General features: G+C 66.0%; 29 protein-coding genes and 1 tRNA gene. 13 read left to right on the top strand and 17 right to left on the bottom strand.

Annotated features, from left to right (window positions below; translation table 11 throughout):
- Window positions 1-17 precede the first annotated feature (17 nt).
- Window positions 18-461, bottom strand: a complete 444-nt coding sequence (locus ACJ70B_RS04865) for a hypothetical protein (RefSeq protein WP_408959285.1) — start codon at window positions 459-461, stop codon at window positions 18-20.
- A gap of 208 nt (window positions 462-669) precedes the next feature.
- Here ACJ70B_RS04865 and ACJ70B_RS04860 point away from each other — a divergent pair, with 208 nt between their 5' ends.
- The 4 genes from ACJ70B_RS04860 to ACJ70B_RS04845 are packed head-to-tail and all read left to right on the top strand — an operon-like array spanning window position 670 to window position 4,738.
- Window positions 670-1,236: a hypothetical protein gene (locus ACJ70B_RS04860; protein WP_408959284.1), complete on the top strand. Its 567-nt coding sequence runs from the start codon at window positions 670-672 to the stop codon at window positions 1,234-1,236.
- A 50-nt stretch (window positions 1,237-1,286) separates the two neighbouring features.
- A complete protein-coding gene (locus tag ACJ70B_RS04855) occupies window positions 1,287-2,300 on the top strand; it encodes a TIGR00341 family protein (RefSeq protein WP_408959283.1) in 1,014 nt (337 codons plus the stop codon).
- A 24-nt stretch (window positions 2,301-2,324) separates the two neighbouring features.
- Entirely contained in the window at window positions 2,325-3,770 is a 1,446-nt protein-coding gene (locus ACJ70B_RS04850) for a hypothetical protein (RefSeq protein ID WP_408959282.1), read from the top strand.
- Window positions 3,767-4,738, top strand: a complete 972-nt coding sequence (locus ACJ70B_RS04845) for a WD40/YVTN/BNR-like repeat-containing protein (protein WP_408959281.1) — start codon at window positions 3,767-3,769, stop codon at window positions 4,736-4,738. Before ACJ70B_RS04850 ends, ACJ70B_RS04845 begins: the two co-directional genes overlap by 4 nt.
- A gap of 83 nt (window positions 4,739-4,821) precedes the next feature.
- Here ACJ70B_RS04845 and ACJ70B_RS04840 read toward each other — a convergent pair whose 3' ends face one another.
- Window positions 4,822-5,148: a 2Fe-2S iron-sulfur cluster-binding protein gene (locus ACJ70B_RS04840; protein WP_408959280.1), complete on the bottom strand. Its 327-nt coding sequence runs from the start codon at window positions 5,146-5,148 to the stop codon at window positions 4,822-4,824.
- Window positions 5,149-5,305: 157 nt separating this feature from the next.
- On the opposite strand from ACJ70B_RS04840, the gene gatB reads away from it, so the two are divergent.
- On the top strand, window positions 5,306-6,802 hold the full coding sequence (gene gatB / locus ACJ70B_RS04835; protein ID WP_408959279.1) for an Asp-tRNA(Asn)/Glu-tRNA(Gln) amidotransferase subunit GatB: 1,497 nt from the start codon (window positions 5,306-5,308) through the stop codon (window positions 6,800-6,802).
- Between the two features lie 48 nt (window positions 6,803-6,850).
- On the opposite strand, the gene ACJ70B_RS04830 is transcribed toward gatB, so the two are convergent.
- From ACJ70B_RS04830 to ACJ70B_RS04820, 3 genes are all read right to left on the bottom strand, one after another.
- Window positions 6,851-7,975, bottom strand: a complete 1,125-nt coding sequence (locus tag ACJ70B_RS04830; RefSeq protein WP_408959278.1) for a S1C family serine protease — start codon at window positions 7,973-7,975, stop codon at window positions 6,851-6,853.
- A 71-nt stretch (window positions 7,976-8,046) separates the two neighbouring features.
- A complete protein-coding gene (locus tag ACJ70B_RS04825) occupies window positions 8,047-9,810 on the bottom strand; it encodes a Na+/H+ antiporter (protein WP_408959277.1) in 1,764 nt (587 codons plus the stop codon).
- A gap of 119 nt (window positions 9,811-9,929) precedes the next feature.
- On the bottom strand, window positions 9,930-10,724 hold the full coding sequence (locus ACJ70B_RS04820) for an N-acyl homoserine lactonase family protein (protein WP_408959276.1): 795 nt from the start codon (window positions 10,722-10,724) through the stop codon (window positions 9,930-9,932).
- Window positions 10,725-10,865: 141 nt separating this feature from the next.
- On the opposite strand from ACJ70B_RS04820, the gene ACJ70B_RS04815 reads away from it, so the two are divergent.
- From ACJ70B_RS04815 to ACJ70B_RS04805, 3 genes are all read left to right on the top strand, one after another.
- Window positions 10,866-11,000 carry a transporter gene (locus ACJ70B_RS04815; protein WP_408959275.1) on the top strand — a complete coding sequence of 45 codons (135 nt, stop codon included), beginning with the start codon at window positions 10,866-10,868 and terminating at the stop codon, window positions 10,998-11,000.
- Window positions 11,001-11,115: 115 nt separating this feature from the next.
- On the top strand, window positions 11,116-12,414 hold the full coding sequence (locus tag ACJ70B_RS04810) for an NAD(P)/FAD-dependent oxidoreductase (protein ID WP_408959274.1): 1,299 nt from the start codon (window positions 11,116-11,118) through the stop codon (window positions 12,412-12,414).
- Between the two features lie 165 nt (window positions 12,415-12,579).
- Window positions 12,580-12,792 carry a hypothetical protein gene (locus ACJ70B_RS04805; RefSeq protein ID WP_408959273.1) on the top strand — a complete coding sequence of 71 codons (213 nt, stop codon included), beginning with the start codon at window positions 12,580-12,582 and terminating at the stop codon, window positions 12,790-12,792.
- A gap of 667 nt (window positions 12,793-13,459) precedes the next feature.
- Here ACJ70B_RS04805 and ACJ70B_RS04800 read toward each other — a convergent pair.
- Complete coding sequence (locus ACJ70B_RS04800; protein WP_408959272.1) at window positions 13,460-14,179, bottom strand: metallophosphoesterase; 720 nt, start codon at window positions 14,177-14,179, stop codon at window positions 13,460-13,462.
- Window positions 14,176-15,291 carry an archaeosortase A gene (artA, locus tag ACJ70B_RS04795; RefSeq protein WP_408959271.1) on the bottom strand — a complete coding sequence of 372 codons (1,116 nt, stop codon included), beginning with the start codon at window positions 15,289-15,291 and terminating at the stop codon, window positions 14,176-14,178. The genes ACJ70B_RS04800 and artA overlap by 4 nt, the downstream gene beginning before the upstream one ends.
- A gap of 130 nt (window positions 15,292-15,421) precedes the next feature.
- Here artA and ACJ70B_RS04790 point away from each other — a divergent pair, with 130 nt between their 5' ends.
- On the top strand, window positions 15,422-16,201 hold the full coding sequence (locus tag ACJ70B_RS04790; protein ID WP_408959270.1) for a MarR family transcriptional regulator: 780 nt from the start codon (window positions 15,422-15,424) through the stop codon (window positions 16,199-16,201).
- A gap of 257 nt (window positions 16,202-16,458) precedes the next feature.
- Here ACJ70B_RS04790 and ACJ70B_RS04785 read toward each other — a convergent pair whose 3' ends face one another.
- From ACJ70B_RS04785 to ACJ70B_RS04765, 5 genes are read right to left on the bottom strand one after another with little or no spacing between them, the layout of a single operon-like run.
- Entirely contained in the window at window positions 16,459-17,226 is a 768-nt protein-coding gene (locus tag ACJ70B_RS04785; RefSeq protein WP_408959269.1) for a proteasome assembly chaperone family protein, read from the bottom strand.
- 6 nt (window positions 17,227-17,232) lie between these two features.
- Entirely contained in the window at window positions 17,233-17,412 is a 180-nt protein-coding gene (locus ACJ70B_RS04780) for an RNA-protein complex protein Nop10 (protein WP_408959268.1), read from the bottom strand.
- Window positions 17,412-18,212, bottom strand: coding sequence for a translation initiation factor IF-2 subunit alpha (locus ACJ70B_RS04775; protein WP_408959267.1), 801 nt, complete (start codon window positions 18,210-18,212; stop codon window positions 17,412-17,414). The genes ACJ70B_RS04780 and ACJ70B_RS04775 overlap by 1 nt, the downstream gene beginning before the upstream one ends.
- Entirely contained in the window at window positions 18,209-18,382 is a 174-nt protein-coding gene (locus tag ACJ70B_RS04770) for a 30S ribosomal protein S27e (RefSeq protein WP_408959266.1), read from the bottom strand. Before ACJ70B_RS04770 ends, ACJ70B_RS04775 begins: the two co-directional genes overlap by 4 nt.
- 5 nt (window positions 18,383-18,387) lie before the next feature.
- Window positions 18,388-18,669, bottom strand: a complete 282-nt coding sequence (locus tag ACJ70B_RS04765) for a 50S ribosomal protein L44e (RefSeq protein ID WP_179262743.1) — start codon at window positions 18,667-18,669, stop codon at window positions 18,388-18,390.
- 155 nt (window positions 18,670-18,824) lie between these two features.
- Here ACJ70B_RS04765 and ACJ70B_RS04760 point away from each other — a divergent pair, with 155 nt between their 5' ends.
- Window positions 18,825-19,091 carry an HAH_0734 family protein gene (locus tag ACJ70B_RS04760; protein ID WP_408959265.1) on the top strand — a complete coding sequence of 89 codons (267 nt, stop codon included), beginning with the start codon at window positions 18,825-18,827 and terminating at the stop codon, window positions 19,089-19,091.
- 36 nt (window positions 19,092-19,127) lie between these two features.
- Here ACJ70B_RS04760 and ACJ70B_RS04755 read toward each other — a convergent pair whose 3' ends face one another.
- Window positions 19,128-20,438 carry a hypothetical protein gene (locus ACJ70B_RS04755; RefSeq protein WP_408959264.1) on the bottom strand — a complete coding sequence of 437 codons (1,311 nt, stop codon included), beginning with the start codon at window positions 20,436-20,438 and terminating at the stop codon, window positions 19,128-19,130.
- A 196-nt stretch (window positions 20,439-20,634) separates the two neighbouring features.
- Here ACJ70B_RS04755 and ACJ70B_RS04750 point away from each other — a divergent pair, with 196 nt between their 5' ends.
- The 3 genes from ACJ70B_RS04750 (at window position 20,635) to ACJ70B_RS04740 (ending at window position 21,850) form a co-directional block, all read left to right on the top strand.
- Window positions 20,635-21,081 (top strand): GtrA family protein, encoded by a 447-nt coding sequence (locus ACJ70B_RS04750; RefSeq protein ID WP_408959263.1) that lies wholly within the window; start codon window positions 20,635-20,637, stop codon window positions 21,079-21,081.
- A 66-nt stretch (window positions 21,082-21,147) separates the two neighbouring features.
- A tRNA-Met gene (locus ACJ70B_RS04745) sits at window positions 21,148-21,222 on the top strand.
- Between the two features lie 301 nt (window positions 21,223-21,523).
- Window positions 21,524-21,850: a HalOD1 output domain-containing protein gene (locus ACJ70B_RS04740; protein WP_408959262.1), complete on the top strand. Its 327-nt coding sequence runs from the start codon at window positions 21,524-21,526 to the stop codon at window positions 21,848-21,850.
- A gap of 60 nt (window positions 21,851-21,910) precedes the next feature.
- On the opposite strand, the gene ACJ70B_RS04735 is transcribed toward ACJ70B_RS04740, so the two are convergent.
- The 4 genes from ACJ70B_RS04735 to ACJ70B_RS04720 are packed head-to-tail and all read right to left on the bottom strand — an operon-like array spanning window position 21,911 to window position 25,938.
- Window positions 21,911-22,441: a hypothetical protein gene (locus tag ACJ70B_RS04735; RefSeq protein WP_408959261.1), complete on the bottom strand. Its 531-nt coding sequence runs from the start codon at window positions 22,439-22,441 to the stop codon at window positions 21,911-21,913.
- Complete coding sequence (locus ACJ70B_RS04730) at window positions 22,428-23,771, bottom strand: ABC transporter ATP-binding protein (RefSeq protein WP_408959260.1); 1,344 nt, start codon at window positions 23,769-23,771, stop codon at window positions 22,428-22,430. The genes ACJ70B_RS04735 and ACJ70B_RS04730 overlap by 14 nt, the downstream gene beginning before the upstream one ends.
- Window positions 23,768-24,862: an ABC transporter ATP-binding protein gene (locus tag ACJ70B_RS04725; RefSeq protein ID WP_408959259.1), complete on the bottom strand. Its 1,095-nt coding sequence runs from the start codon at window positions 24,860-24,862 to the stop codon at window positions 23,768-23,770. Before ACJ70B_RS04725 ends, ACJ70B_RS04730 begins: the two co-directional genes overlap by 4 nt.
- Entirely contained in the window at window positions 24,862-25,938 is a 1,077-nt protein-coding gene (locus ACJ70B_RS04720) for an ABC transporter permease (protein WP_408959258.1), read from the bottom strand. Before ACJ70B_RS04720 ends, ACJ70B_RS04725 begins: the two co-directional genes overlap by 1 nt.

Here is a 25,938-nt window from a genome sequence, read left to right as displayed (position 1 = left end):
TGCGACGGGGTGCTCGCTTAGCGGGCCAAGAGCCCGATCTCTCGGTGGCGGTTGTAGAGATAGGCGAGACAGACCGCGACCGTCGAGAGCAAAAACGCGACGACCGCGATCGCGATTGCGATGCCGAACCCGGCCACCAGCCCGGAGAGGATGCCCAGAAGCAGCGGTGTGGCGACCGCCGCACCGACGTAGATCTCCCGATCGGGGGTCCACGAATCGGTTTCCGTCGCGACGAACTCCACGTCGCGCCAGAGCGCGGGCAGCGTGACGGCACCGCCGACGGCGACGACGATCAGGAGCGCGACGCTGCCGAGACCCGTCGCCAGCACCGAGCCACCGCCGGTGAGACGGGCGAGCGAAACGATTCCGAGCAGACTCAGGACGGGATACCCGATCAGCACGTACCAGTACCACGGCGCGCGGTCGGTCGGATTGACGGGTGCGAAATCACTACGTGACATGACGCACCCGGCGTACGAACCACCGCCTCATAAGCTGTCTAGATACATAATATTATTACACAAAATAATCGAAACATACGTCTAGGGCGGCGTATGGGTCCGTATCTTTATTGTAGATACTCTCAGTATTGTGTCAGTTTATACCATTGGCACCGCTAGCCGGGATGCACGGTCGGACCGCACTGCCGGTCCGATCGACCTCCAACAGATGATTGGTAAATACGCATTCTGTCCGACCAGCGGTGCCTCTCTCTCGCGAGAGGTTCATTACGACGAACACGGCCGCCCCGAGCGCGTCCCCCAGGCCGACGACCTCTCGCCGAGCGCAGCCCTCGACGCCCCGCTTACGACGGGCGAACGGCGCTCCTCGAGGCGTGCGCTCGTGACCTATTTCCGGCGCTGTCACCGGCGTCACACCGATCCGGACGACGAACTCTCCCGTCGCGCCGCGCTCGCGATCGGTCGGCTCAAGCGGACGGCGACGGGACGCCAGGAGCGCGATCTCATCGTCTGGTACGCACTCGGCGAGCGACTCGCCCGCGACGGGGTCGACGTGACCTGGATGACGGCCCACGCCGAACCGCGGTGTCCGGCCTGTGGCGGTCGACTGACGTACGTCGTCGGCCCCGACGGCCCGATCGGCCGCTGTGGCGGTTCCTGTGACGACACCGGCGACGATCGCCTCGAGACGATCCGGGAAACCGTCTGCTCGCTCTTTGCGCGAACTTTCCCCGACGATCCGACTCCAGATACCGATGCACTCGAACTGCTGTGACCGACCGCGACGGGTATCGTCGGTCCGGCCCCGCTACGGAAACGTCGAACATGCGTCTGTTGACGGTGCTTACCTCGTCGGCGTCAAGTACCGACGAGGTCACGGCCATCATCGAGCGCCACGACCTCGAGTACAGTCTCACCGACCACGCCGACGGCGAGAGCCGGACGATCACGGTGCCAGCCCCCGCACACGCGGTCGAACCGCTCGAGGACGATCTGGCGGCCGTCGAGGGCGACGTCGCGATCGTCGTCGAGGAGCCGATGGCGATCGTCGGGCGCGGCTGGGACGACTCGCCGCCGGACGGCCGACGCGAGTGGCTGTCCTTCGAGCGCATCTCGCGCAGCGAACTGCGATCGAAAGCCCAGTCACAGTTGCCGTCGCTCGTCATCTTCGCCGCGATGACGGCGATCAGCGGCGTCGTTGCCACGACCGGCGTCCTGCTGAACTCGCTTGCCGTCCTCGTCGGCGCGATGGTGATCGCCCCGCTGCTCGGGCCGGCGATGGCCTCGAGCGCCGCGACGGTCCTCGACGAACGCCGGCTGTTCGTCCGCGGCGTCAAACACCAGTTGGTCGGCATCGGTGTCGCGACGACGAGCGCCCTCGCGTTCGCGATCTTCGCGCGGACCTCGCGAGTCATCACGGGCGCGGTCGACCTGCAGGCGAGTCTCGGGCTCGGCAGTCACGGCCTGCCGCCGTCGCTGCTCGTGACCGTCGCGGTCTGTTCGGGCATCGCCGGCGGGCTCGGCATGGCAACGACCGGGATCACCGATCTCATCGGCGTGATGATCGCGGCCGCGATCATGCCGCCCATCGGCGTCGTCGGCGTCGGCGTCGCCTGGGGCCAGCCCGAAGCGGTGCTCGGCTCGCTCGTCGTCGTCGCGGTCAACGTCATCGCCATCAACGTCGGCGCGATCGCAACCCTCTGGACCGTCGGCTTTCATCCCTCGGACCGCTCGCGGATCAGGACCACCAGAGGTGCCATCATTCGGCGGGTCGTCGTCCTGACCGGCCTGCTACTGCTCTCGATTCGCCTCCTCGAGGCCGTCTCGAACGGCCTCTGACCCACCTCGAACCTCATCAGCTCCATGACTGACGATCCGTCACCACCGACCGCCGACCGGGAGTCCGACCGGACAGTGTCCTCGAACGACCGCCCGAGCGAACGCCCCGAACGATCGCCCGAGCCGAGCCGCGAGTCCGGCCGCTCGAGCGACGACGCCGACGGACGACCCGACGACGATGACCACGTCGATCGCGCGGATCGCACCGACCGCCACGACGGCGACGAATCGCCGCTCGCCGTCTCGCTCATCAGCTACGTCCTCCGGCTGACGGTCACCGCGCTCGCGGCCGGCGCTCGCCTCGGCTGGGCGGGCGTCCGGGTCGGCGCACAGTATCTGACCGACACGCCGTCGCGACGGCGCGCCCGGCGGTGGCTCCTGCTCGAGGGCGATCGGCGGGTGATCGTCGGCGGGTTCGTCGCCGGTATCTTCGGGCTCGCGCTCGTCCTCGGCGTCAGCGACGTCATCGGCGTCCGGGAGAGCCGGTTCGTCACGACGATGTTCAGTACGATGATCGCAGGGCTGTTCTCCTTCATCCCGATCGTCGTCGCGGTCAACCAGCTGATCATCTCGCGGCTATTCGGCACGCCCGATCGGCTCACCGACCGCATCGCCGGCGTTCACGAGTTCCGCAGCCGCGTCGAGGCCCAGACCGAGGGCGACGGCGTCAGCCCGACCGATCCCGCCCCGTTCCTGGCCCGGCTGGCCGGTACGATCGGCAGCCGCGCCGACGAACTCGCGACCGTGAGCAAGGAGCTACAGCGGCCCGCGGCGGGCGACGGCGAGCGAAGCACCGTGGCCGACGCCGAGGACGATGTCCCGATCTCGGCCCTCGAGTCCATCCGGAGCTTCGCGGTGCGTACGCGAGATCACACGACGGCTCTCTCCTCGCGGCTCACCGGCGAGACGGAGTCGGTCTTCGCAGTCGTCCTCCCGACGATCGATCACGACTACGCCGGCGCGGCGAACGAGGCACGGCGGCTCCGCCGGCGCTTCGACGGGGAGCTATCGGACCGGGCCGAGTCGCTGCTCTCGGAGCTGCGCGAACTGTTCGTCACCGTGGACGCGACCCGGCAGTACTTCACGACGATCTACCTCCAGCGCGAACTCGCGCGGCTCTCGCGGCTGATCACCTACAGCGGCACCGCCGCGATCTTGCTCTCATCGCTGGTCATCATGATCTACGCCAGCGGCTACCCGCCGGTCGCATTCGAGGGGTGGCTGCTCGTCCTCGTGAGCCTCGCGCTCGCGGTCGCGTTCAGCCCGCTCGCGGTGCTGTTCGCCTACGTCGTCCGGATCTCCGCGATCCTCATGCGGACCTCCGCGCCGGGCGCGTTCACCCCGCCGGGCGAGTTCCACGAGTCCCACGACTCCGCCGGCGTGACTCGACCGGCCGAGATGGACGACCCGTCTCGAGCCGCCGACGCCGACGCGAGTGCCGACGCGCACTCGAGTCGGAACGAGCCATGACCGCCCGGCACCCGTCCAGACGCCGCGTGCTGGCGACGATCGGCGCGGCGGCCGGGTCGCTCGCGCTGGCCGGCTGTGGCGGTCCCGACGGCGAGTGGGTCGCCGTCGAGGTCCCCACCGACGCGGCGCTGTACGACGTGGTCCCGACGGCCGAGGGTGCCTACGCGGTCGGCGAAGACGGCGTCGTCCTCGCGCGCGAAGACGGCGACTGGACCGTCGCCCTCGAGCACGGTCTCTCGGAAGCCGGCGACGGGCTCCGCACTGCCGCGGTCACGAGCAACGGCCGAGTGCTGTGGGTCGCCGGCGACAGCGGCGCGCTCGGGCTGTACGACGTGGTCGCCGACCGCGCCGTCGACCTTTCGGCACCGCTCGAGAAGACGACCTCGTGGACGGCGATTGCGGCCGCCGGGCTGGCCGGCGACGAGCGCATTACGGCTATCAACAGCTCCGGAGAACTCCTTCGGGGGCGGCGCGACGGCGCGGACGTGTCGTGGGGCGAGGTCAGCAAACCGGGCAGCGGCTCGAGCGTCACCGATATCGCGCTCACGTCGCTGGCCTACGGATACATCGTCGACACCGACGGCGGCGTCTTCGAGTCCCGCGACGGCGGCGTTACCTGGACCCGCATCGGGATCGACGGTGCGGGGGTCGACTTCGCGGCGGTCTCGGCGATCGACAGCGGCCACGTCACGGTCGCCGGCGGCAACGGCGTCGTCTACGGCTACAACGGCGTCGACTGGTCGCGTGCGACGGTGGGCGAGCAGCCGATCGCGGCGCTCGCGCGTAATCGCGATACCGCGATCGCGGTCTCGTCGTCGGGCACGATCTACGAACGGAGCTTCGACGGCTGGGAGCCGCTCGTCCGTCTCCGGTCCGGTAACGACCTGCACGCGGCCGCCCTCGGCACTGCCCGTTCGCCGCGGGTCGTCGTCGGCGAGTCGGGAACGGTGTTCGAGCGACGCTACTGACGCCTCCTCGACTGGGTTTCGCCCTCTCCCCCGACGCACCAGTTGGTCGACGGGGATGCGTGTACGACAGGGAGGCATCACGCCTAGTCCCGTTCGACGTGCTGGCCCCAGTAGCCCGGGTGCTTCCGCACGACGAGGTCGTCTGCAACCGACAGCTGACACGACAACCGGAGCCCCGAGTCAGGACTGTGGGGCGGGAGTTTGAGCCGATGGCGCTCTCTTTCAGTCGGCTCACCGGCGTCGCCATCGACGATTTCGACGGCACACGTTCCGCACATCCCGTTGCCGCGACAGTTCGCATACTTCGCGCTCCCGTTGTGCGGGGAGCGCTCGGCGTTGAGCAGGGTCTGCCGGAGATTGTCTCCGATCTCGGCGTCGATCGCTTCGCCCTCGAATTCGATCGTCGGCATGCGATACCGTGCCACTCCCAGGCACAAATACGTGTGACCGAGCCGCGCCGTCCGCGGTGACTTCGACGGCAGCGGCCGGTCGATGCCGAAGCCGACATCGAACGCCCGCGAGTCCGTCCCGTTACGTTTTACCCCACCCGTCCCGAATCGAGGCCCAATGACTGCCCAGACCGTCCAGCAGGGCGACCTCGTGACCGTCATCGGGCTCGAGGTCCACGTCCAGCTGGAGACCGACACGAAAATCTTCTGTGGCTGTTCGACTGAGCCGGCCGACGAGCCCAACGAGAACGTCTGCCCGGTCTGTCTCGGCCTGCCGGGGGCGCTGCCGGTGTTAAACGAGGCCGCCGTCGAGGCCGCCGTCAAGATTGGCAAGGCGATCGACGCCGACATCCCAGAAGAAACGCGATTCCACCGGAAGAACTACTACTACCCCGACCTGCCGAAGAACTTCCAGATCACCCAGTACGACGAGCCGATCTGTCAGGAGGGCGAACTCGAGGTGGCCGTCGAGGGAACCCGTCGCACCATTGAGATCGAGCGCGCTCACTTAGAGGAAGACCCTGGGAGCCTCCAGCACGTCGGCGGCGGTGGCGGCATCGACTCGGCCGAGTACACCCTCGTCGACTACAACCGCGCCGGGACGCCGCTGATGGAGATCGTCACGGCCCCCGACTTCCGCGGCCCCGGCGAGGTGCGGGCGTTTCTGGCCGAACTCGAGGAGGTCCTCGAGTACCTGGGCGTCTTCGACGCCGAGCGCGACGGCAGCCTGCGGATCGACGCCAACCTCTCGATCATCCCCGAAGAAGAGATCGACGGCGACAACACCGACGAAATCGGGATGGACGCGCTCGAGGCAGCGAACCGAACGGAGGTCAAGAACATCTCGAGTCACAAGGGCGCAGAGAAGGCCTTGGCCTACGAGGAGACCCGCCAGAAGAACGCGATCCAGCGCGGGCGCGCGGTCGAACAGGAGACCCGCCACTGGGACGAGAGCCGCGGGATCACGGTCTCGATGCGCTCGAAAGAAGAAGAGAAAGATTACCGCTACTTCGAGGAGGCCGATCTCCCGCCGCTTCGCGTCTCGGGCTGGAAAGACGAGATCGCGATCCCGGAACTTCCCTCGGCCCGTCGCGAGCGGTTCCAGGCGGAGTACGGTCTAAGCGAGGAGGCCGCCTCGAAACTCACCTCGACCAAGCAGGTCGCCGACTTCTACGAGGACGTCGCCGCCGAGTTCGACCCCGACCTCGCCGCCACCTGGGTCGCGGACAACCTGTTGGGCGAACTCAACTACCGCGACATCGAGATCACCGAGATCGAGGGCCGACTCGACGAGGTGACGCGACTCGTCGAACTCGTCGCTGACGACGAAATCACGGCGAAAAACGCTCGAGAGGAAGTTCTGCGGTCGATGCTCGACGACGGCCGGACGCCAGACGAGGTCGTCGCCGAGGAGGGACTCGGCAAGACCGGCGAGGACGAGGTCCAGCAGGCCGTCGTCGAAGCGATCGACGAGAATCCGGGTGCCGTCGACGACTACGAATCGGGCGACGACGGCGCGATCAACTTCCTCGTGGGCCAGGTCATGCAAAAGACCGGCGGTAGTGCGGACCCGGGCGACGTAAACCAGTTGCTGCGGGCCGAACTCGAGAGCTAGCCGCTTTAGCGGGGTTACCGAAGAAATCGAGAGTCGACCGCAAACGCCCTACGTCGTCGTTCGTGGCTCGGGTCGCTCGCCGAGCGTGACGCTGACGGTTTGGCGCTCTCCGTCCCGGATGACGGTCATATCGACGGTCTCGCCGGGCCGGGTCTCGGTCAGTATGTACCCGAGAAGTTCCTCCCGCGTTTCGACGCTCTGGTTATCAATCCCGACGATGACGTCACCGCCGACCGGCACTCGCTGTCGGTTGACGATCTCGAACCCGGTCGGCCCTTGGAGCGCGTCGCTCGCGGGCGAGCCGCGCAACACGCCGGCGACGTAGACGCCGCTGGTCACGTTGAGGTCGTTCGCCGCCACGATCGATCTGGTAAGCGGTGCCGGGCGGATGCCGAGGTACGGATACTCGTACGTGCCGTTCTGGATGAGTTCGGGGACGATCTGGTTCACGAGCGACGCCGAGATCGCGAAGCCGATGTTCTCGCCGCCGCCGGCCCGATTGACGCCGGCGACCGTCCCGTTCCCACACAGGACGAGCGGCCCGCCGCTGTTGCCGGGGTTGATCGGGGCGTCGGTCTGAATCGTGTTCGGAAGCGTGCCGGTCTGCGTCGGCATCGTCCGATTGACACCGCTGACGATGCCGGAAGTGATGGTGCTCTCGAGGCCGAAGGGGCTACCGAGTGCCGCGACGCGTTCGCCCGGCCGTGGCATCCCGGTAGCCACCGGGAGGGACTCGACGTACGCCGGCGTCTCGTTCACGCGGACGACCGCGAGGTCGGCATATGCGGTCGCACCCACGACTCGGCCCGTGCGGAGTTCACCCTGACTGAACCGGACGCCGACGATCCCGCTTTCGTTAACGACGTGTTCGTTGGTCACGACGTAGCTCGTCCCGTTGTCTTCGTTCAGGTCGAAGACGAAACCCGAGCCGAGCCCGCGGACGGTCTGTATCTGAACGATCGAGTCGATCGTCCGGTTGTACAACTGTGCGTAGTTACACGTCCCGTTACCCGCCTGCTGGACCTGTCCAGCGCCCGCGGCGGTCGCGTTCGCAGTGGCCTGCTTCGCCGGCGACGGCCCCGTGGCCGCCGTCTGTCCAAGCGTCGCGACCGGCACACTCGCAACTGCGATGGCGATAACGAAAACGAGCGTTAGCGTTTGTTTCGCGCCCATGCCACGCTGTTCGACATCGAGCCGACGGAAAAAGTGCCGGCCAGCACTTGCTTTCGAGCGGCGAGGAACGGCTACTCCGCTGACCCCCGTTCGCTGGCCTGTTCGACGTCTTCGGTCTCGTCTCGCTCGGCGAGAGCAGCGGACCGGAGCCCGAACTCCTGTGCTCGCCTGCGCCAGAACTCGTCGTACCGCTCTTCGGTCTCGCTGACGGTACTCCGGCCCTGATCGATCCGCGACAGTTTGAGGTTGACTTCCTCGAGCAGGGGCTCGCCGACCTCGTCGCCGACGACGCCGTCTCGAATCGCGTCCATGATGGCGCTTTTCTCGCGCTTGAGCACCTGCCGTTCTCCGATGAGGAGCTCTTCCCGGCGGATCTCGGGGTGGTCGGACAGAAGCTCGGAGATCGTCTCCTGCAGGGCCGTCTTCTCGCGGCCGTACTCGGCGCGGAAATCCTCGTATACGTCGCCCGGCAGCCGGTTGTCCTCGTATAGTTCGTCGGCGGCCGCGAGCGCGCTGTCGACCATCCGGGCGCGACCGACGAGCATCTCGTAGAGCTCTTCGGCTTCCGAGCGCCGGACGACGTCGAGCCGGTCTAACAGCCGTCCCATCGTCAGCCCTTGGACGATGAGGCTGAACGCGGCCACGCCGAAGACCATCGCCCGGAGCTCCTCGCGGAAGGGAAACGGCGCGCCGGCGGCGGTCTCCGTCGGGAGCCCGAGGACGAGCGCGATGGGGATCGAGGCGTGCAGGCCGCCCCAGACGAGGACGTGCTGGTCTCGCAGGGAGACGTCTACGTTGGCGACGGAGTTCGTGACGCTCATTACGGGGTACACCACCAGCGCGCGTGCGAACAAGACTAGCATGATTGCCAGCCCGATGAGTTGGACGTGCGTCAGTAGCTGTCCGATTGGCGTCTTCGCCCCGATGAGCAGGAAAATGAGAGTGTTGACCAGGAACGCGACCGTCTCCCAGGCGTTGAAGACGCTGATCTTCGTCTGCGGGCTCATCGCGTACTCCGCACCGCGGTTCCCGATGAAGAGGCCGGCGACGACGGTCGCGATGACGCCGCTGAACTGCACGCCGGGGACGGCGTCGCTGAGCGTGTGTTCGGCCAGTAGGAAGCTCCCGTACGCGAGGATCAGCGTCAGGACGATCTCGGTCATGTACTCGTCTAAGTTGACCATCACCCGATACACCGCGTAGCCGGTGACGAGGCCGACGATCACCCCTCCGAGGATGGCCACCACGATGTCGAACGCGAAATCGGTGAGCCGCGTCGGCTCGAGCAGCGCCGACGTTTCGGGGCCGAATTCGACGATGACGGCCAGCAGCGTCGAGAAGAGGACGACGCCGACGCCGTCGTTGACCAGGCTCTCGCCTTCCACGAGGACGGCAAGGCGGTCGGGCGCACCGAGTTCCTCGAACAGCGCAAGCACCGAGACGGGGTCGGTCGGCAGGATCATCGCGGCGAACAACAGCGCGACGATCAAGGGAATGCCGAAGACGTACTGACCGAAGACGCCGAGGACGATCACCGACAGCACCAGCCCCGGGACCGCCAGCGCCAGAATGGGGCCCAGATACCGCCGGAAGTACTCGAGGTCCGTGGTCGCCGCGCCCTCAAAGAGCAACGGCGGTAACAGCACCAGCAGGATGAGGTCGTGACTGAGTTCGATATCAACGCCGATATCGATGACGGAGACAGCTAACCCGGCCAGCAGCAAGGCGATCGTGTAGGGGAATCGGCCGATTTTGGCGACGAAGATACCTACTCCGGCGGCGATGATGAACACCGTGAGCAGGTCGAGCAGTTCCGCGGCGACTTCGACGGCCATATCGAACGTAGGCCCAGCGGACGGGAAAACGCTGGGCCGGCAAGACGGCGACCGCGACCGGTTTCCGTGAGCGGAGTTGACGGCGTCGGTGATTCGAGGGGGTCGGTGAAACGTTCGCTCTACAGCCCCTCCTGCATCGCCTCGAGGTCTTCCATCGCGTGGCCGCAGATGACCCGCGCGTCGTGGCGGCGCTCGAGGTCCTCGACCGTCCGCAGGCTCTCGAGCCAGTGGCGTTTGCTCCAGAGCAGTTGGCCGCCCATCGGGAGTCCCAGTTCGTAATTCTCGCGCGCGTAGGCTAGATCGCCCGCGAGGATCACGGTGCCGACATCGTCGAGCTCGAGTCGCACGCCGAGCAGGCCGGGCGTGTGACCGGGCAGGTGGAGCAGTTCGAGGCCGTCGAAGAGGTGCCGCCGATCGCGGTGGACGACCTCCCAATCGAGATCGCGATCGAAGTCGCCGGCGACGTAGGCGTCGTCTCCCGCATCGGTGTTGGCGCTGTAATAGGCGTGTTTCAGTTCTTCTTCGTGGACGACGATCGGCGTATCGGTTCCCTCGAACGCGTAGAGGCCGCCGGCGTGATCGAGGTGGAGATGGGTCTGGATCACGTAATCGATATCGGCGATCTCGTAGCCGGCGTCGGCCAGATCGTCCTCGAGCGGGCGGAGGCCGGTGTGTTCGAAGGCGGCGTAGAGGTCGGCGGGCCAGTGGCCGTCGGCGGCCTCAGGGTGGGAACCGGTGTCCCAGAGGATCGTTCCCTCGGGGTGGTCGATGACGATGTTGTAGACCGGTCCCTCGCCCATGACGGTGTCCGGATTCGGTTCGTCGGCCGTTCCGAGGACGAATCCCTCGATGGTGTTGTTCACGTCGCTGGTGATCCGGCCGCGATCGATCGGCGTGAGCGTCGCGTCGACCATACCCGATCCACGACCGGACGGCGCTTATGACTGTGGGAATCGGTGACGCGTTCGATCCCCGGCACACCGGTTCGATGATCGGTCCGGTTCGGCTGTCGATGCTTGCCGTACGTCTACCCGTCTTCGTGTCGTCGGTGGGACATGGTCAGAGCTTCGACGATACTCCTCGTCATCGGCGTCGGTTTGCTGTTCGTTCCGATTCCGCCCGTGGCGACGATCCTCGGCGTCATCGTGATCCTCGTCGGTGCCACAGTGCGGATCCTGACGGATCACTGAGCGGCCGATGCCATCGATGACTAGAGCCGCCCGAATCCTGCCCCGTATCGTCGAGTCCACGGGGCCAACAAAACCGTGGACCCGACTTTTGTTGGCCGGCGTGTGACGATTTCGTATGGCTTCACACCCACGCGTTCTCGTCGTCGGCGGCGGGCTCGCCGGCCTCGTCGCCGCCCGCCACCTCGCCGGCGGTGGCGTCGACGTCACGCTGCTCGAGCGCCGCGAGACGGTTGGCGGCCGCGTCCGTACCGCAGCACGCGACGGCTATCGGTTCGACCGCGGGTTTCAGGTGCTGTTCACCGCCTATCCGGCGGTCCGTGCCGAACTCGACCTCGACGCGCTCGATCTGCGCCGGTTCGCGCCCGGAGCCACCGTCGCTGGCCCGAACGGACGATCGACACTCGTCGACCCACTGCGGGAGCCGGCGACCGTTCTGGCAACGGTGTCTAACCCGTCCGTTTCCGTCGGCGACGCACTGCGAGTCGCACGCCTCTGGTGGGAGCTTCGACGGACCGATCCCGACGCGATACTTGCGGACGGCGAGGACACCACCATCGCAGCCACCCTCCACGCACGCGGGTTTTCCGACCGATTCATCGAGGACTTCGTCGCGCCCTTCTACGGCGGGATCACCCTTGACCGCTCGCTGGCGACCTCGAGTCGCGTCTTCGAGTACACGTTTCGAACCCTCGCGGCGGGCGACATCGCTGTCCCGGCCGCCGGCATGGGCGCGATTCCGGCCTGGCTCGCCGACCGCGTCCGCGAAGTCGGCGGGACGATCGAGACGGAGACGGCGGTCAAGTCGGTCTCGGCGACCGGCGACTCGAGTGGCTCTGACGGGGGCGTCACGGTCGGGACCGAGGTCGGAACCACCGAGGCAGATGCGGTCATCGTCGCGACCGACCCGCCGACGGCCCGCGAACTGACCGGGATCGACGCGATTCCGACCGCGGCGCGGGCCTGTGTCACCCAGTATTACGCGCTGCCGGCCGCAGCCGACCTCGAGACGGATCGGCGACTCCTGTTGAACGCGACCGAAGCGGGGCCGAACCACGTCGTCCCCCACAGCGCGGTCGCCCCGGAATATGCCCCTGACGATCGGACGCTCATCAGCGCGACCTTTCTGGGCGACCGCGCGGAACGCGACGCCGAACTGGCCGCACAGACGCGGTCGACGCTCACGTCGTGGTATCCCGACCGACAGTTCGACGCGCTCGAGCCGGTCCACACCGCGCGCGTCGAGTTCGCCCAGTTCGCACAGCCGCCGGGCTTTCGCGAGCGGCTGCCGGAGACCCGCGACCCGGCGGGGTCGGTATATTTGGCCGGCGAGTACACGCGGTGGTCGTCGATCCAGGGCGCGATGGAGAGCGGACGGCGAGCGGCGACGGCCGCGATCGATGACGTATCGCAGTGATCGCAGTGAGACGTCTCGGACCGGGCGCCGTCCGATCGAGTTCGCTTTGCACGGCGGTCGAGCCGTCGGTCCACGACGGACTCGGCTCTACTATCACGGAGTTGCATTTGCAACAACGGAACTGATTTCCGTTCCCGACCAACCGAAAGACAGAGCAGATCGTCTATGGCCTCTGATAGCCTCCTCGAAGGGACGTCGCTGACCGGCCGGCAGGCGGCGATCGTCTTCCTCACGTTCCTCGCCCTGATCATCCTCGCAGGGCTGCTCCTGATCACGTTCAGCGACTTCTTCAAAGAGCTGGTAACGTTCGTCCAGCCGACCGGCGCTCGAGTCGGCGACGCGCGCGGCGTCGCCGCGCACCTCGGTGCCGGACGGTGAGAAGTCGCCGGCGCGTTATCGATAGAGAGAGTTCCCTCGTTCCGTTAGGTGACGATTCGGACAGCGATAGATGGTTTACTAACCACGTATGCGAATCAACTATCAAAGTGAATACGTGACAGAATAGTGTCCTTAGATCAGTAAATTCTTATCCGGATGTGGACATAACAATGGTATGGACGCAGCAGCACGAGGACGGGCAGCGGGAGTGTGTGCAGGTCTCACGGTCGGGCTCTGTCTGACTGTCCTTCCGTCTGTTCTCTCCGGTCCGTTCGTCGGGAGCTTCCTCGGTCTCGGCTGCCTCCTCGTCGTAACGGGGGGAGTGGGCTACGTCTCAGGGAGTTGGGCACTCAGCGTGGGCGGCTTCCTCCTCCTGTTTCTGAGTGCCTTTCCGTTATCGCCGTTTATTGGCGGCTGTTTGGGATGTGCCTGCGATATTCCAGAGAATTACGTTTATTGGAAGCATATTCGAATAGATTTCTCGGTCGCATCACCGGCAGGGCTGGGACCGGCCGCTCGCATAACTGCTGACCCTGCCAACTGCATCTGTGGGTGTCCGTACTACTATCTTCCGCTCGTCCCCCTGTTCGGAGGATACGTACTGGTACTCCTTGCCGTTCTCGATATCGATCTGCGGTCCCTCACGTGATACGAAAAATAGCTACTGTCACAGCAGCCGACGCAACTCCCCCAGCGGGGGGAACCAGAGCGTCTCGCCGCTCGAGTCGTCCCTGACCGCCGGATGAAAGCCGTCGGGGGTCCGGACGAGCGGCGTCTGGAAGTCCCGGCCGCGCATGCCGTTGACAGTCGCGCCCGCGGCGAGGCGCGTAAACGCAGGGAGGACGAGCACGGTCGCACCCGCGTCGGCGTCGGGGCCGTAGAGCACGCAGGGCCGTTTGCGCCCGTCGATCGACAGCGCCGGATGATCGTGACCGATAACGTACCGCTCGGCGGCCGATTGCGGTCGTTCGTGGCCGTGACAGACGACCGTTTCCCCGTCGGCCAGTCGGTACTCCGCCGCCGTCTCCCCGTCGAAGACGGCCTCGAGCATCGTATCGTGGTTCCCGGGCGTGACGATCAAGTCGGCACCCGCCGCGTCGACGGCGTCGACGAATCGCTCGAGGTCGCGCTCGACGCCGCGCGGAAGCCGCGAGAACGAGTGGAGCAGGTCGCCCGCGACGACGACCGTGTCGGGGTCGGTCGCCGCGAGATGCCCGCGAAGGCGTTCGACGACGTCGGCCCCGTCGCCGATGGGGGCCTCGACGCTCGAGGCGGCCGCTTTTCCGAGGTGGACGTCCGCGAGAACGAGTGTGTCGGCGGCGGGGAACCAGACGGCGCGGTCGCGGACGGCAAACGGGACGTCGATGTCGACGCCGGACTCCGTCATTGCTCGATCTTATGGTCGGAATCGCCGCTGGCGCTCGAGCCGGCGTCTCCCTCGGACGCGCCAGCAGACGCCGTCGTCCCACCGTTAGAGCGTCGTTCCGACGGGGATCGCTCGCCGCCGTCGGCCCGCACGTCCTGTCCGAGCGCGTCGGCGAGGTCGTACTCGGTGCCGGTCAGGATATAGAGGACGTCCTCGAGGGGTTCGACGACTTCGGGGAGGATGCGCAAGACGAGGTACGTAATACCCAGCAGCGCGATGATCGATAGCGACTGGGCGATGAAGTTGTGGGCGACGATGTAGGAGGTCTGGTTGGCGGGCGCGCCCATGAACTCGGTCACGACGTAGACGAGGGGATCCTGCTGGAACCAGCCCCACGGAGAGGCCAGTCCGATGAAGACGTTTCGAGCGAGGTTGAGAATCCAGATGATACCGATGGCGAGCGTAAAGGCTACGGCCTTCCGCTTGATGGACCCTCTAACTGCGGCGATGAGCCCGCCGAAGATCGCCATGCTACCGATCCCCGTACAGGACGTGACGATGTAGGTCGTCCGACCGGTCACCGTCTCGTCGAGATCGAAGGCGAAGCGGCTCTGATATCCGTTTGCACCCTCCTCGATGCCGGGGCTGTGGCCGAGCAGTTCCATCCCGAAATGGGTCTGCGCGGCGGTCGTCTCGATCAGCCAGGTCCTGACGAACGGGATCGTCTCGACAGGGAGGTAGATCAGTCCCATGAACGCGACGGCCTTCGAGAGGAGCAACAGCGACTCGCGGCCCCGGACGAGCAGATAGCCGGTATAAGCACACAACGGCAGCGCCGCGAGCGTCAACAGCGTCTCGATCGGGCTCTTGACCTCGAGGTAGTAGTGTGGGACCATCGTCAGCCAGAAGACGCCGAAGACGACCCAGGCACCGGCCGCGACGTATCGCGCGAGGTCGACGTTCCCGTACCACTCGAGGACCATCGCGACGACGAACGCGGTGATCGCGATCCAGATGATCGAGTCCGAGAGTGGGATCGAACCGATGCTCATGGCCGCGAGCGTCGCGGGCCCCGTCGTCACGAGGTCGATGACCGCGCCGGAGGGGACGGGCGGCGCTGATAAAGCCGGCATACTCAGGCTGACCCGATGGACTCTCGCGCTATCAACCTGACGCCTCGAGACCGTCGTCTAAACTGTCGATCGTCTCACCCGAACTGTCGACCGTGTCTCTTTTTGCGGCCCTGCCGAAAAGGCTAGTCGTATGGTCGACGTCCTCGATAACAAGCGGGCCGCGACGCGGTTTCGTATCCTCGTGCAGATCGCCGAGCGCCAGCCCGCGGTCAGTCAGGGGGAGATCGCAGAGGAGGTCGGCGTGACGAGTCAGGCCGTCAGCGAATACATCCGCGAACTCGTCGACGACGGCCTCGTCGAGAAGGAGGGGCGATCGCGCTACCGAGTCACCCGCGAGGGCGTCGACTGGCTCTTTCGAGCGGCCGACGACGTTCGCCGGTTCGCCGACCACGTCACCGGCGACGTACTGGGTGCGATGAGCGAGGACGCCTACATCGCGACCGACGAGATCGAGGAGGGCGACACCGTCTCCCTGTCGGTCGAGGACGGCCTGCTCCATGCGACCCCCGGAAACGAGGGACCTGCGACCGGCATCGCCACGACCGACGCTGCGGCCGGCACCGACGTTGGGATCACCAGTTTCGAGGGCGTCATGGAACTCGAGCCCGGCTCGGTTACCGTCCTGCAGGTCCCCTCGATCCGAACCGGCGGCAGCCGCGCAATCGACGACGAGACCGTCACCACCGCCTGCGAGGACGCCGATCTCGTCGTCGCGACCGGCGTCGAGGCCGTCGTCGCCTGTCGGCGGGCCGGCACCGACCCCGCCGTCACGTTCGCGGTCGGCGACGTCGCCGCCGACGCCGCCAATCACGGCCTCGCGGTGACCGCCATCGCCACGACCGACGCCGTCGGCCGGGTCACCGACGCGCTCCGGGACGAGGATGTCTCGTACGAAGTCCTCGAGGGCTGAGCCTACACGCCGGCGACGGTCGTTCCACTATGGTAGCCACTGACCGTCACTGCTGAAGACACATACACCACGTAGCGCCTGCTACGGAGCAGTATCGACTGGCCCGACAGACGGTCGCGTCGACTGAAGACGCCGACATTGATTCCACTCGAGAGTGCGATGGAACCCGTTGTGGCCACCGAAACTGCGAGAACCGGCCGCTGAACACACGTTTCTGACTCGAACGGCCGGGAAAAACCGACGCCGCGCCCGTCCCGTTACCCGATATACCGCAGATCGTCGTCGGTCGGCACGTCCATCTGCTGTTGTTGTTCCATCTCTTGGATCTTGCCGATAACTTCCTCCATCTCGTCGGCCCGCTCGTCTAAGGACTCGTAGTCGAGTTCGAAGCCAAGCACCGTCTCGAGCACCTCGAGGACGGCGCGGGCGCTTTTGGGATCGACGAGGTAGCCGCTGGTTTCGCCCATCAGACAGGTTGCCTCGAAGCCGCGGCGCTCGCCGAGGCCGAGCAGGAGGCCGGAGACGCCGACGATACCGCCGGCGGGCTCGTCGTCGCGAAACTCGACGCCCGCGTCCTCGAGGTCGTCCAGAAGCGACTCGTCGTTGACGGCACCGACGACGGCGTACTCTTCGATGAGTTCGCCCGTCGGCACGCCGCCGAGTGCGTACACCGCGGTCGCACCGAACTCGTCGGCGATATCGAGGAAGGCGTCGGTCAGCACGTAATGGCCCTCGTTGGTCTGGGCCTGATGATCCCCCGTCAGCAAGAGGAGATCGCGACCCTCGGGAACGTCGACGGCGTAGATCTCCGCACAGGTCAACTCAGAGACGCCGTCTTCGACGCTCACCTGCGGCGGGAACTCGCGAGAGTAGACCCGCCGGACGAGCGTGCTCTCGCCCTCGAGTTCCTCGAGGAGGTGTTCGACGGCGAGGGTGCCGACGTGCCCGACCCCCGGCAACCCCTCGACGAGGACGGGGTCGTCCAGTTCGACCTCGGCGACTGCGTCGATCTCGAGTTCGTCCATACCGTATCAGCGGCGGCGACGTTTAAGAGCGCGTCGGTACTCGCCGTACGGGTCGTTCGGATCGAACGGTGCCGGTGCGCTGTTTTCTGCCGGTTCGCCACACTCAGGACAGGTGTCAGAAAGGGTATACACCGGGCGATCGTGGGCGTCGCGCCACGCCGAACATACCCGGATATCGGATTTCATTACTCGTCGTCGGTCCGGCGCTCGCGGTGGTACTCGCCGCTGCCGCCGTGGCCCTCGATCGCGGTGATCGCTCGCTGTGCGCTTCCCTCGAGTTGGGATTCGGCGGTTTTGTAGTTCGGCGCTTGCACTTTGATGCGATACTCGGGCGCGCCGACGTAGCTCACTTCGAGGTCGACTTCGTCGGGAATCTCGCCGTTGCCCGAAGCGGCTTCCAACGCTTCGCGGATGCCGTCGACGCCGGTGGGCGAGGGGTTCTCGAGGTCGACGTAGCCGGTGACGTTGACGTAGGGTACCGAGACGTTCTCGCGGGCCGTCTCGACGATCGATTCGACCTCGCCGTCGTCGAGGTCGGTGTCGGCGAGGGCCTCCTCGCCGTGGATCGCGGCCTGTTTGAAGCCGTCGTAGAGGCTCCCGTGGGCCCCGATCAGCTCGTTCGCGATCGCGGTGTAGTCCTCGTCGTCGATCTCGTCGCCGAAGGCCAGCTCCATCCAGTTGTCGGCTTTCTGTTCGTTTTTCCACTCCTGGATCTTGTCGGAGCGCTGGTGGTCGTTGACGTCTTTCAACGAGAGGTCGATCTGCTGGGACTCCTCGTCGACGTCTAAGACCTTACAGACGACGATCTGGCCCTCGCGGACGTGATCGCGGACGTTTTTAATCCAGCCGCTTGCGACCTCCGAGATGTGGATGAGTCCGCGCTTGTCCCTGTATTCCTCGAGATCGACGAAGACGCCGAAGTCCTCGATTTCGTCGATCTTGCCGACGACGAGTTCGCCGGGATCGGGCCAGCCGCTGTACTTCATCGTGATTCGACGGTCTCGACGATCTCGTGATCGATCTCGGCGTTGCCGCCGGTCGGTCGTGCGAGCGTCGTTCCGCAGACGGCACAGGCGACCTCCGTGGCGGCTTTGCCGAAGACGGTCTGTTCGTTCTCGCAGTCACTGCATCGAACGCTGTAGAAATTTCCTGCCATTGGAATCACTCCTGGAACTCGAGTCGGCCGGCGCGCCATCCCTCGCGGAGGTGGGCCTTGCCGCATTCGCTGCAGCGGTACTTGAGGTCGGTTTTCTTCGTAGGCTTTTCGCCGGCGGGCACTTTCGAGAAGCGACCGGAGTTCCCGATCGACGAGGAGTTCCGTCGCGTTCGGCGGGCGTCCCATTTCATGCCCGAGGAGCGGCCGGTTCGGGACTTCTCGACTTCGTGTTCGTGATGTTCGTTACAGAACGGACAGTACGTATTGAATCGGCGTGGCATCTGCATGGTTATCTCACTTGCTGTGGCCTATGGCAGCGCCGTTTAAAACCCGTTTGGTTCGTCGGCGCGATCCGCCGTCGCCGCTCCTCTGATCGTACGAGGGCGGATCGGTTGTCCGCCCCTCCGAAGCGTTTAATCGTCTCTCCTGTGAACGCTCGCCCATGAAGCAACTCATCATTCACGGCGATCCCGGAATCCGAAACGGCGCGGTCGTCCGATACGATGGGGAGGAAGTGGTCTGTTTCGGGATCAACCGAAACGGCGAGTATCACGGCCCCGACCGAGTACAGCTCTGGTGTACCGTCGGTACCGAAGACGAGTACGAGGATTACGAGAAGCGAAACTTCACGCCGCACTTTCTCGACGTCGACCGCGTCGACGCCGAGGACGTCGACGTCGTCCGCGCAAAGAGCGATCTCGCCGTCTGAACTGCCGCTGGTTGTCTCGCTTTCCGAACTCCGTCCTCACCGCCGTATCCGGATCGGCCACGTGACCGAGACGGTCAGGTCTCGCCAGCGCCACTCTAGGATCGCCCAGGCCACCAGCAGGCCGATCGTTCCGACCGAGGCGGCCGTTTCCGCGACGCCCATCCAGGGCGGCCGGACGAACAACAGCCCGTTCCTGATACGTGAGGGGACGACGCTCGCGAGCGCGTCGGCGTGGCCGGACTCAGCGCTTTCGGCCGTCGTCTGACTCGAGGGGAGCTCGAGGGCGGCCGCGGCCTCGCCCCCACCGCTTTCCGGCGGCGTTCCCAGTCGCTCGGCTTCGTAGGGTAGATCGACTGTGAGCGATTGGACGATCTCACCGTCCGTATTGATCTCGAACACCCGGTCACCGGTGGAACTGGTGATGAGCGTATGGCCGTTCGGCAAGCGGTCGGCATCGCGGGGCCAGGCGACGGCGGGATCAGTGAACTCCCAGGACTGCACCCACTCGCCATCGCGGCGCTGGTATTCGACGATCCGATCGTTCTCCGAGTCGGCGACCAGGACGGCCGGTCCCCCGCGACTCGCCGGAATGTAGTCGGGGTTGTGCTGTTCGTAGAGCACATTGCGGTCGTTCTCAGCGCCGAGCGTCCACGACGGCATTACGCCGCTCTCGTTGAGAAAGACGACCCGATCGTGGTTTCGAAGCGAGGCCATCACGCGGCCGTCGGGGAGCAGTTCCACGTCGTTCAGATGCGCCCAGTCCCCGTCGTAGGAGCCACCGCTCTCGAGCGGGAAGGCCGATTCGACCTGCCAGCTCCACGTCCGAATCCCGCTCGAGGCGTTGACTCGGGCAACCGCGTCGTCGTCGAAGTCGGCGACGAGTAGTTCGTTCGTCCCGATCAGGTCGACGTCGTGCCAGCGCCCCTCCTCGGCTCGGTGACTGTGGAGACGCGTCCGCTCGCCGGTCGAGAGGTTCACCCGCTCGACGACGTTTCGTCGGCAGTCGTGACACGCCGCCGGGTGTTCGGTCGTGACGGCGACGACCGTCGCGCGGGTTCCGGGAACGGGGTCGACGTCCCAGTAGGTCGCGAATCGATCGTCGTAGTAGACCGTCTCGCCGTCGTCCGTCACCGCGAACAACTGGCCGCCGGTGCCGGTATCGGCGATCTGCTGGGCCGTGACGACCGTTACGTTCGCCCAGTCGACGTCGGATTCGGCGTCGATCGTGTCCGCGTATCGCTCGTTGTAGTCGGCCGTCGCCCTCGCAAACGACAGGCCGAGAAACGCGAGCTGTGAGACGAGCACGAGACCGATGCACAGTCGAAGTAGCGTCCGCCGACTCGGCATGTACCGTCTCCTCCCTGTCGCTCCGGATAACAGTACTGGAAGAGGGCGGCGTTAAGCGCTTCCGATCGAATCGGGACCGGCTGTGACCGGCCGGTCGGAACTGCGACCGAACAATCACGTTCCGCCGGCCGATATGCGTAGCAACCGCAAAAGGGAAATCGGCGGCGTCGAACTGGAAAATACACTCGAGACCGACATGACAAATTCCCTTATAGAGGCGGTCCGAATGCGGGCCCGCGCGTTGTTTGCACCGGCCCGCTTTAGCCAATTCGCCGGGGTTGGCTTCGTCGGTGCGACCGTCGATATCGTCGTTCTCGCCGCGTTGAGCAGCGTCACATCTCTCGTATGGTTCGTTGCGAAACTCATTTCCTGGGAACTCGGTATCACGGTCATCTTCGTAATCAACGAGCGGTGGACGTTCGCGAGCCACGGCGATGGGGGAACGCGAGCGGTGAGCCGTCGGTTCCTTCGCTCGAATGTCGTCCGACTGGGCGGGTTAGCGGTGACATTGGCGGTGTTACGGGTACTCGTCGAACGCTTCGATGTCTGGCTCGTACTGGCCAACGTGATTGGAATCGGCGTCGGATTCTTCGTCAACTACACCTGTGAGAGTCTCTACACGTGGAAGGTCCACCGAGAGTAGCGGTAGAAATCCGCATACGGCAGCCGAATCACAACCCTTAACTAGCACACTCGGTTACGAGATGGTAGCGGGATGGGATAGCCAGGAGATTCCGGCGGGCTCATAACCCGCAGACCGGTAGTTCAAATCTACCTCCCGCTACTTTTCACGGATTCAACGACGTGCCTGTACTGGGGGAGCAGATTCTCAATCCGCGAAACACGTCGAGTCGGCTACGTTTTGATGCTCACAGCGCTAGCCACGTCGCTCTTCGATACCAATAATGTGCAAAATACGATTGGTAAGTTCGACGCTGACCACGAGACCGTGGGAATAGAGCGGACGTCGTGCAACTGAACCCATTCTGGAAGTGGTTGTATGTTCGACATAAATTGATTACCGATCCGTACTTCCAAAGCTAGCAGGGTGTGCGTTGAAGGCCGTCCACTCGGTAGCTTATCACATGGTGTCGGAACAGGGCTGTGGTAACTTCATCGCCGACGGCGGTTCGGCGTTCGTCACGGAGTTCGATGCCGACGAACCGGCGGTACGTGCAATTTCACGTAGTCTCGCCGCCGTGAAAGGTGTCTCCGAAACCGAACTCGAGCCGTTGTACCACCGGATCGAACTCGATGCGCTCAACCGAATGATCCGGCACGCCAACGGACGCGACGGGTCCGTCCGAGTCGAGTTTAGGGTCGAGAAATGCACGGTTCACGTCACCGATAAACGGGTCATCCGGATCCGTTTCGATGACTGCGGACGTTCGGTGATGAACGGCGACCGCTGAGCCGTCGGTGACCGAAAGTGAGGGACGGACAGTCGCGATAGCCAACCAGCGTGCGGCAGGTCACTCCTCGAGTACGATCTCGGTGCGGTCGACGAGTCCGCGGTCCGCAGCATCGTCGCGGGCCAGGCGGACGCTGAGCTCGTGCGTCCCGGCGTCGACGGGTGCCCACTCGTCGTCGGCGACCTGCATTCGCTGGGACCACCGCCGGTGAAAGCGCTTGCGCTCGCGCCGAGAAAAGGAGAACGCGGTCGGCCGGTCGGGCATCACCGGTGGCACCTGCGAGGCCTCTCGACAACCGTCGACGGCCCAGGTCCAGCGGGTCGGCGAGTCGGTCCGGAGTCGAATCGGAACGGGGAGTCGGTTGCGGAACTCGACGGTGATCGCGACCGGTTCGCCGCGCTCGTAGCGGCGGTTGTCCGTCGACACAGTGACGTCGATCGCCCGGTGGCGCAACGCCGTCGGCGCGACCGCGTGGCTGAGCGCCGCCCAGTCGATCGATCGACTGCCGCGCTCATCGTCGCCGCTCGCCGCAGAGACGAACGGCCCTTCGTCGGGACGCTCGCGCATCCCGGCGTCGTCACGTCGTTTCATCGGTCACCCCCTCGAGTGCGGTGTCTGAGTCGGTTGCCCCTCGGGCGTCGGCGAACCGCTCGTCGAACCGGTGGCAGGCGATCGGATGGTCGGCCGTCCCCGGTGTCAGCGGCGGCTCCGTCGTCTCGCAGGGCGTCTCGAACGCCGACGCGAGCTGTGTGCGTGCGGCTTCGAGGTCGCCAGCAGCCGCGGCCTCGAGCGCGTCCGCGAGGACGGCATCGGCGTCGGAATCGGTGAGCCGCTGCGGGAGTCCGATCGCCTCTCGGATCGCCAGCGGAACGTCCGCCCGCTCCTCGGATCGGGGGAGCAGCGCCTCGAGTCCCGCGTTCGTCTCCACTGCATCGTCGAGGCGGGTTCGAAGCGTCATCACGGCACGGAACGCGTCCGTCTCGAGGTCGTACTCCGCGGGCGGGATGACCCTCGGACAGCGCGTATGGAACCGACAGCCGTCGGGCGGATCGGTCGGTGACGGTACGTCTCCGTCGAGGACGATCCGGTCGCCGTCCCAGCGGGGATCGGGTTCGGGAATCGCCGACAGCAGCGCCTCGGTGTAGGGATGCGAAGGAGCATCGAAGACCTCCGCGGTGGTCCCCGTTTCGACGAGTTTGCCGAGGTACATCACGGCCACGCGGTCGGCGACGTGCTCGACGACGGAGAGATCGTGAGTGATAAAGAGGTAGGTGAGATCGAACTCCGCCTGGAGGTCGGCGAGCAGGTTGCAAATCCCCGCTTGGACCGAGACGTCGAGCGCGGAGACGGGCTCGTCGCAGACGATGAGATCGGGTTCGACCGCGAGCGCGCGGGCGATGCCGATCCGCTGGCGCTGGCCGCCTGAAAGCTCGTTCGGATAGCGGGTAGCGTGGTCGGCTCGCACCCCGACCGTCTCGAGTAACTCCCGGACGCGCTCGTCGCGGCGCTCGGGCGGGACGACGTCGTGAACGTCGAGGGCTTCGCCGACGATATCGCCCGCGGTCAGCCGCGGGTTCAGGCTGGCGAGCGGGTCCTGGAACACGTACTGTATCTCGGTCCGTAGCTCGCGGAGGGCAGAGTGTGCACGCTCGGTCAGTTCCCTGCCGCGGTAAGCGACTGAGCCGGCGGTGGGCTCGAGCAGTCCGACGAGCATCCGGCCCAAGGTCGTCTTGCCGCAGCCGCTCTCGCCGACCAGTCCGAGCGTCTCGCCGGCGCGAAGCTCGAGATCGACGCCGTCGACGGCGCGGACCGTCTCGCCGCGGCCGAGCAGCCGCTCGAGGAAGCCGTCGGCCGTGGTGTAGTGTTTCTCGAGGCCCTCGGCCCGAAGCAGCACCTCACCGTCTCCGGCGGTCGCCGTCATTTCGACTCACCCGACCGTCGTCGCTCGCGACGGTCGCCCGCTTCGGTTCCCTCGTCGGGGTCGCCTCGAACCCGTACCTCGTAGTCGAGTCCGTCCTCGAGATCGCCGGTGTACTCGAGGCAGGCGGCAACGTGGGCCTCGGGATCGCCCTCGTCGGGCGTAGCCGACTCCGTCTCGACCAGCGGTGGGGCGTGGCGGGCACAGCCCGCCTCGGCGTACGGACAGCGCGGGTGAAAGCGACAGCCAGTCGGCGGGTCCACGAGGTCGGGGGTCGTCCCCGGAATCGTCGTGAGCCGCTCGCGGTCGACGCCGAGCCGAGGCGTCGCGGCCAACAGCCCGACCGTGTAGGGGTGTTTCGGGTCGTAGTACAGCTCTTCGACGGGGGCGCGCTCGACGAGCTCGCCGGCATACTGGACCAGCACGCGATCGCACAACTCTGCGACGACGCCGAGGTCGTGGGTGACCAGCTGGATCGCCGTTTCTGATTCGCTCGCCAGGTCCGAGAGGAGCTCGAGAAGCCCTGCCTGTACCGTGACGTCGAGTCCGCTGGTCGGCTCGTCGCAGATCAGCAAGGCGGGATCGCACGCGAGCGCCATCGCGATGACGGCTCGCTGGGCCATCCCACCGGAGAACTGGTGGGGGTAGTCCGAGTAGCGCGCGGCCGGCTCCGGGATAGCGACCCGCTCGAGGAGTGCGATCGCTCGGTCGCGGGCGGCGTCGTCGCTGACGCCCTCATGAGCGCGGATCGCCTCGGAGATCTGCTCGCCGACGGTGTAGACGGGGTTGAGCGCCGCCCCGGCGTCCTGAAAGACCATCGCGATCTCGTTTCCCCGGAGCGCGCGGAGCTCGTCGGCCGACAGCTCGCGGACGTTCGTCCCTCGAAAGCGGATCTCGCCGCTGACGATCTCGCCGGGGGACTCGATCAGGCGAAGCAAGGCGAGGCTGGCGGCGCTCTTCCCGGCTCCGCTCTCGCCGACCAGCCCGACCGTTTCGCCGGCGCGAATTTCGTAGCTGATCCCGTCGACGGCGCGAACCGGGCCGTCCTCGGTATAGTAGCGGACGGTGAGGTCCTCGACCTCGAGCAGCGCCATCAGCGCAGCCGCCTCCGTTCATCGCTTACGTCCCGGCCTGGGTCGAGTGCGTCGTTGAGCCCGTCGCCCACGAGGTTGATCGACAGCACGAACAGGAAGATGGCGAGCCCGGGGAAGACGGTGACGTGCCAATCGCCCCGGATCAGCGAGTCTCGGCCCTGCGAGAGCATCGCGCCCCACTCGGCGCTGCCGGGCTCGAGGCCGAGTCCGAGAAAGCCAAGCGCCGCCGCGGTGAGCACGACCGTCCCGACGTTGAGCGTCGCCTGGACGATCACGGGCGCGATGGCGTTGGGGACGACGTGTCTGCGGACGATCTCCCGATCGGGGACGCCGAGTGCCCTGGCCGCGGTGACGTACTCGCGTTCTCGGATCGAGAGTACCTCGCCGCGGAGCAGTCGGGCGTAGCCGATCCAGCCGGTGAGGACCAGCGCCACCACCACCGTCCAAAATCCGCTGCCGAGGACGGGCACCGGCTCGAGGATCGGGACGAGCGCGATCGCCAGCACCAGAAACGGGAAGGCGTAGAGGACGTCGACGATGCGCATGAGTATCTCGTCGGCCCAGCCACCGAAATATCCCGCGATCGCTCCGAGCGGAACGCCGACGCCGAGTGCCAGGACGACCGCGACGAGCCCGATGCTCAGCGTGTACCGGCCGCCGACGAGGACCCGCGAGAAGAGGTCGCGACCGGCCCAATCGGTCCCGAACGGATGCGTCGGAGAGGGTGGGGCGTTCGCCGGCCCGACGAACGTCTCGCCCGGCCCGTAGGGGGCGAGCGAGAACGGCTGCAGTGTGACCGTCACCTGCGCCGTCGACACCTCGATCGGCCGGGCGACAATCGCCAGGACGGCCATCGCGACAATGACGCCGAGTCCGATCGTCGCCGATCGATTCCTGCGGAACCGACGCCACGCGTTCCGGAGCCGTCGGCGGTCCAGTCGGTCGCGGTGCGATTCGGTCGTCGACTCGAGCGTCGTCGGACTCGAGTCGAATTCGTCTCGCCGGGCTTCGACGGCCTCGTCGAAGCCGTCGATGCGAATCCGGCCGCGCTCGGAAGATGGCTGTTGGTCACTCAT

It is taken from the genome of Natrinema sp. 74 (genome assembly GCF_046097095.1).
GTDB lineage: Archaea > Halobacteriota > Halobacteria > Halobacteriales > Natrialbaceae > Natrinema.
Note: the sequence above shows the minus strand (reverse complement) of the source record. Positions and strands in the feature narration are given on the sequence as shown.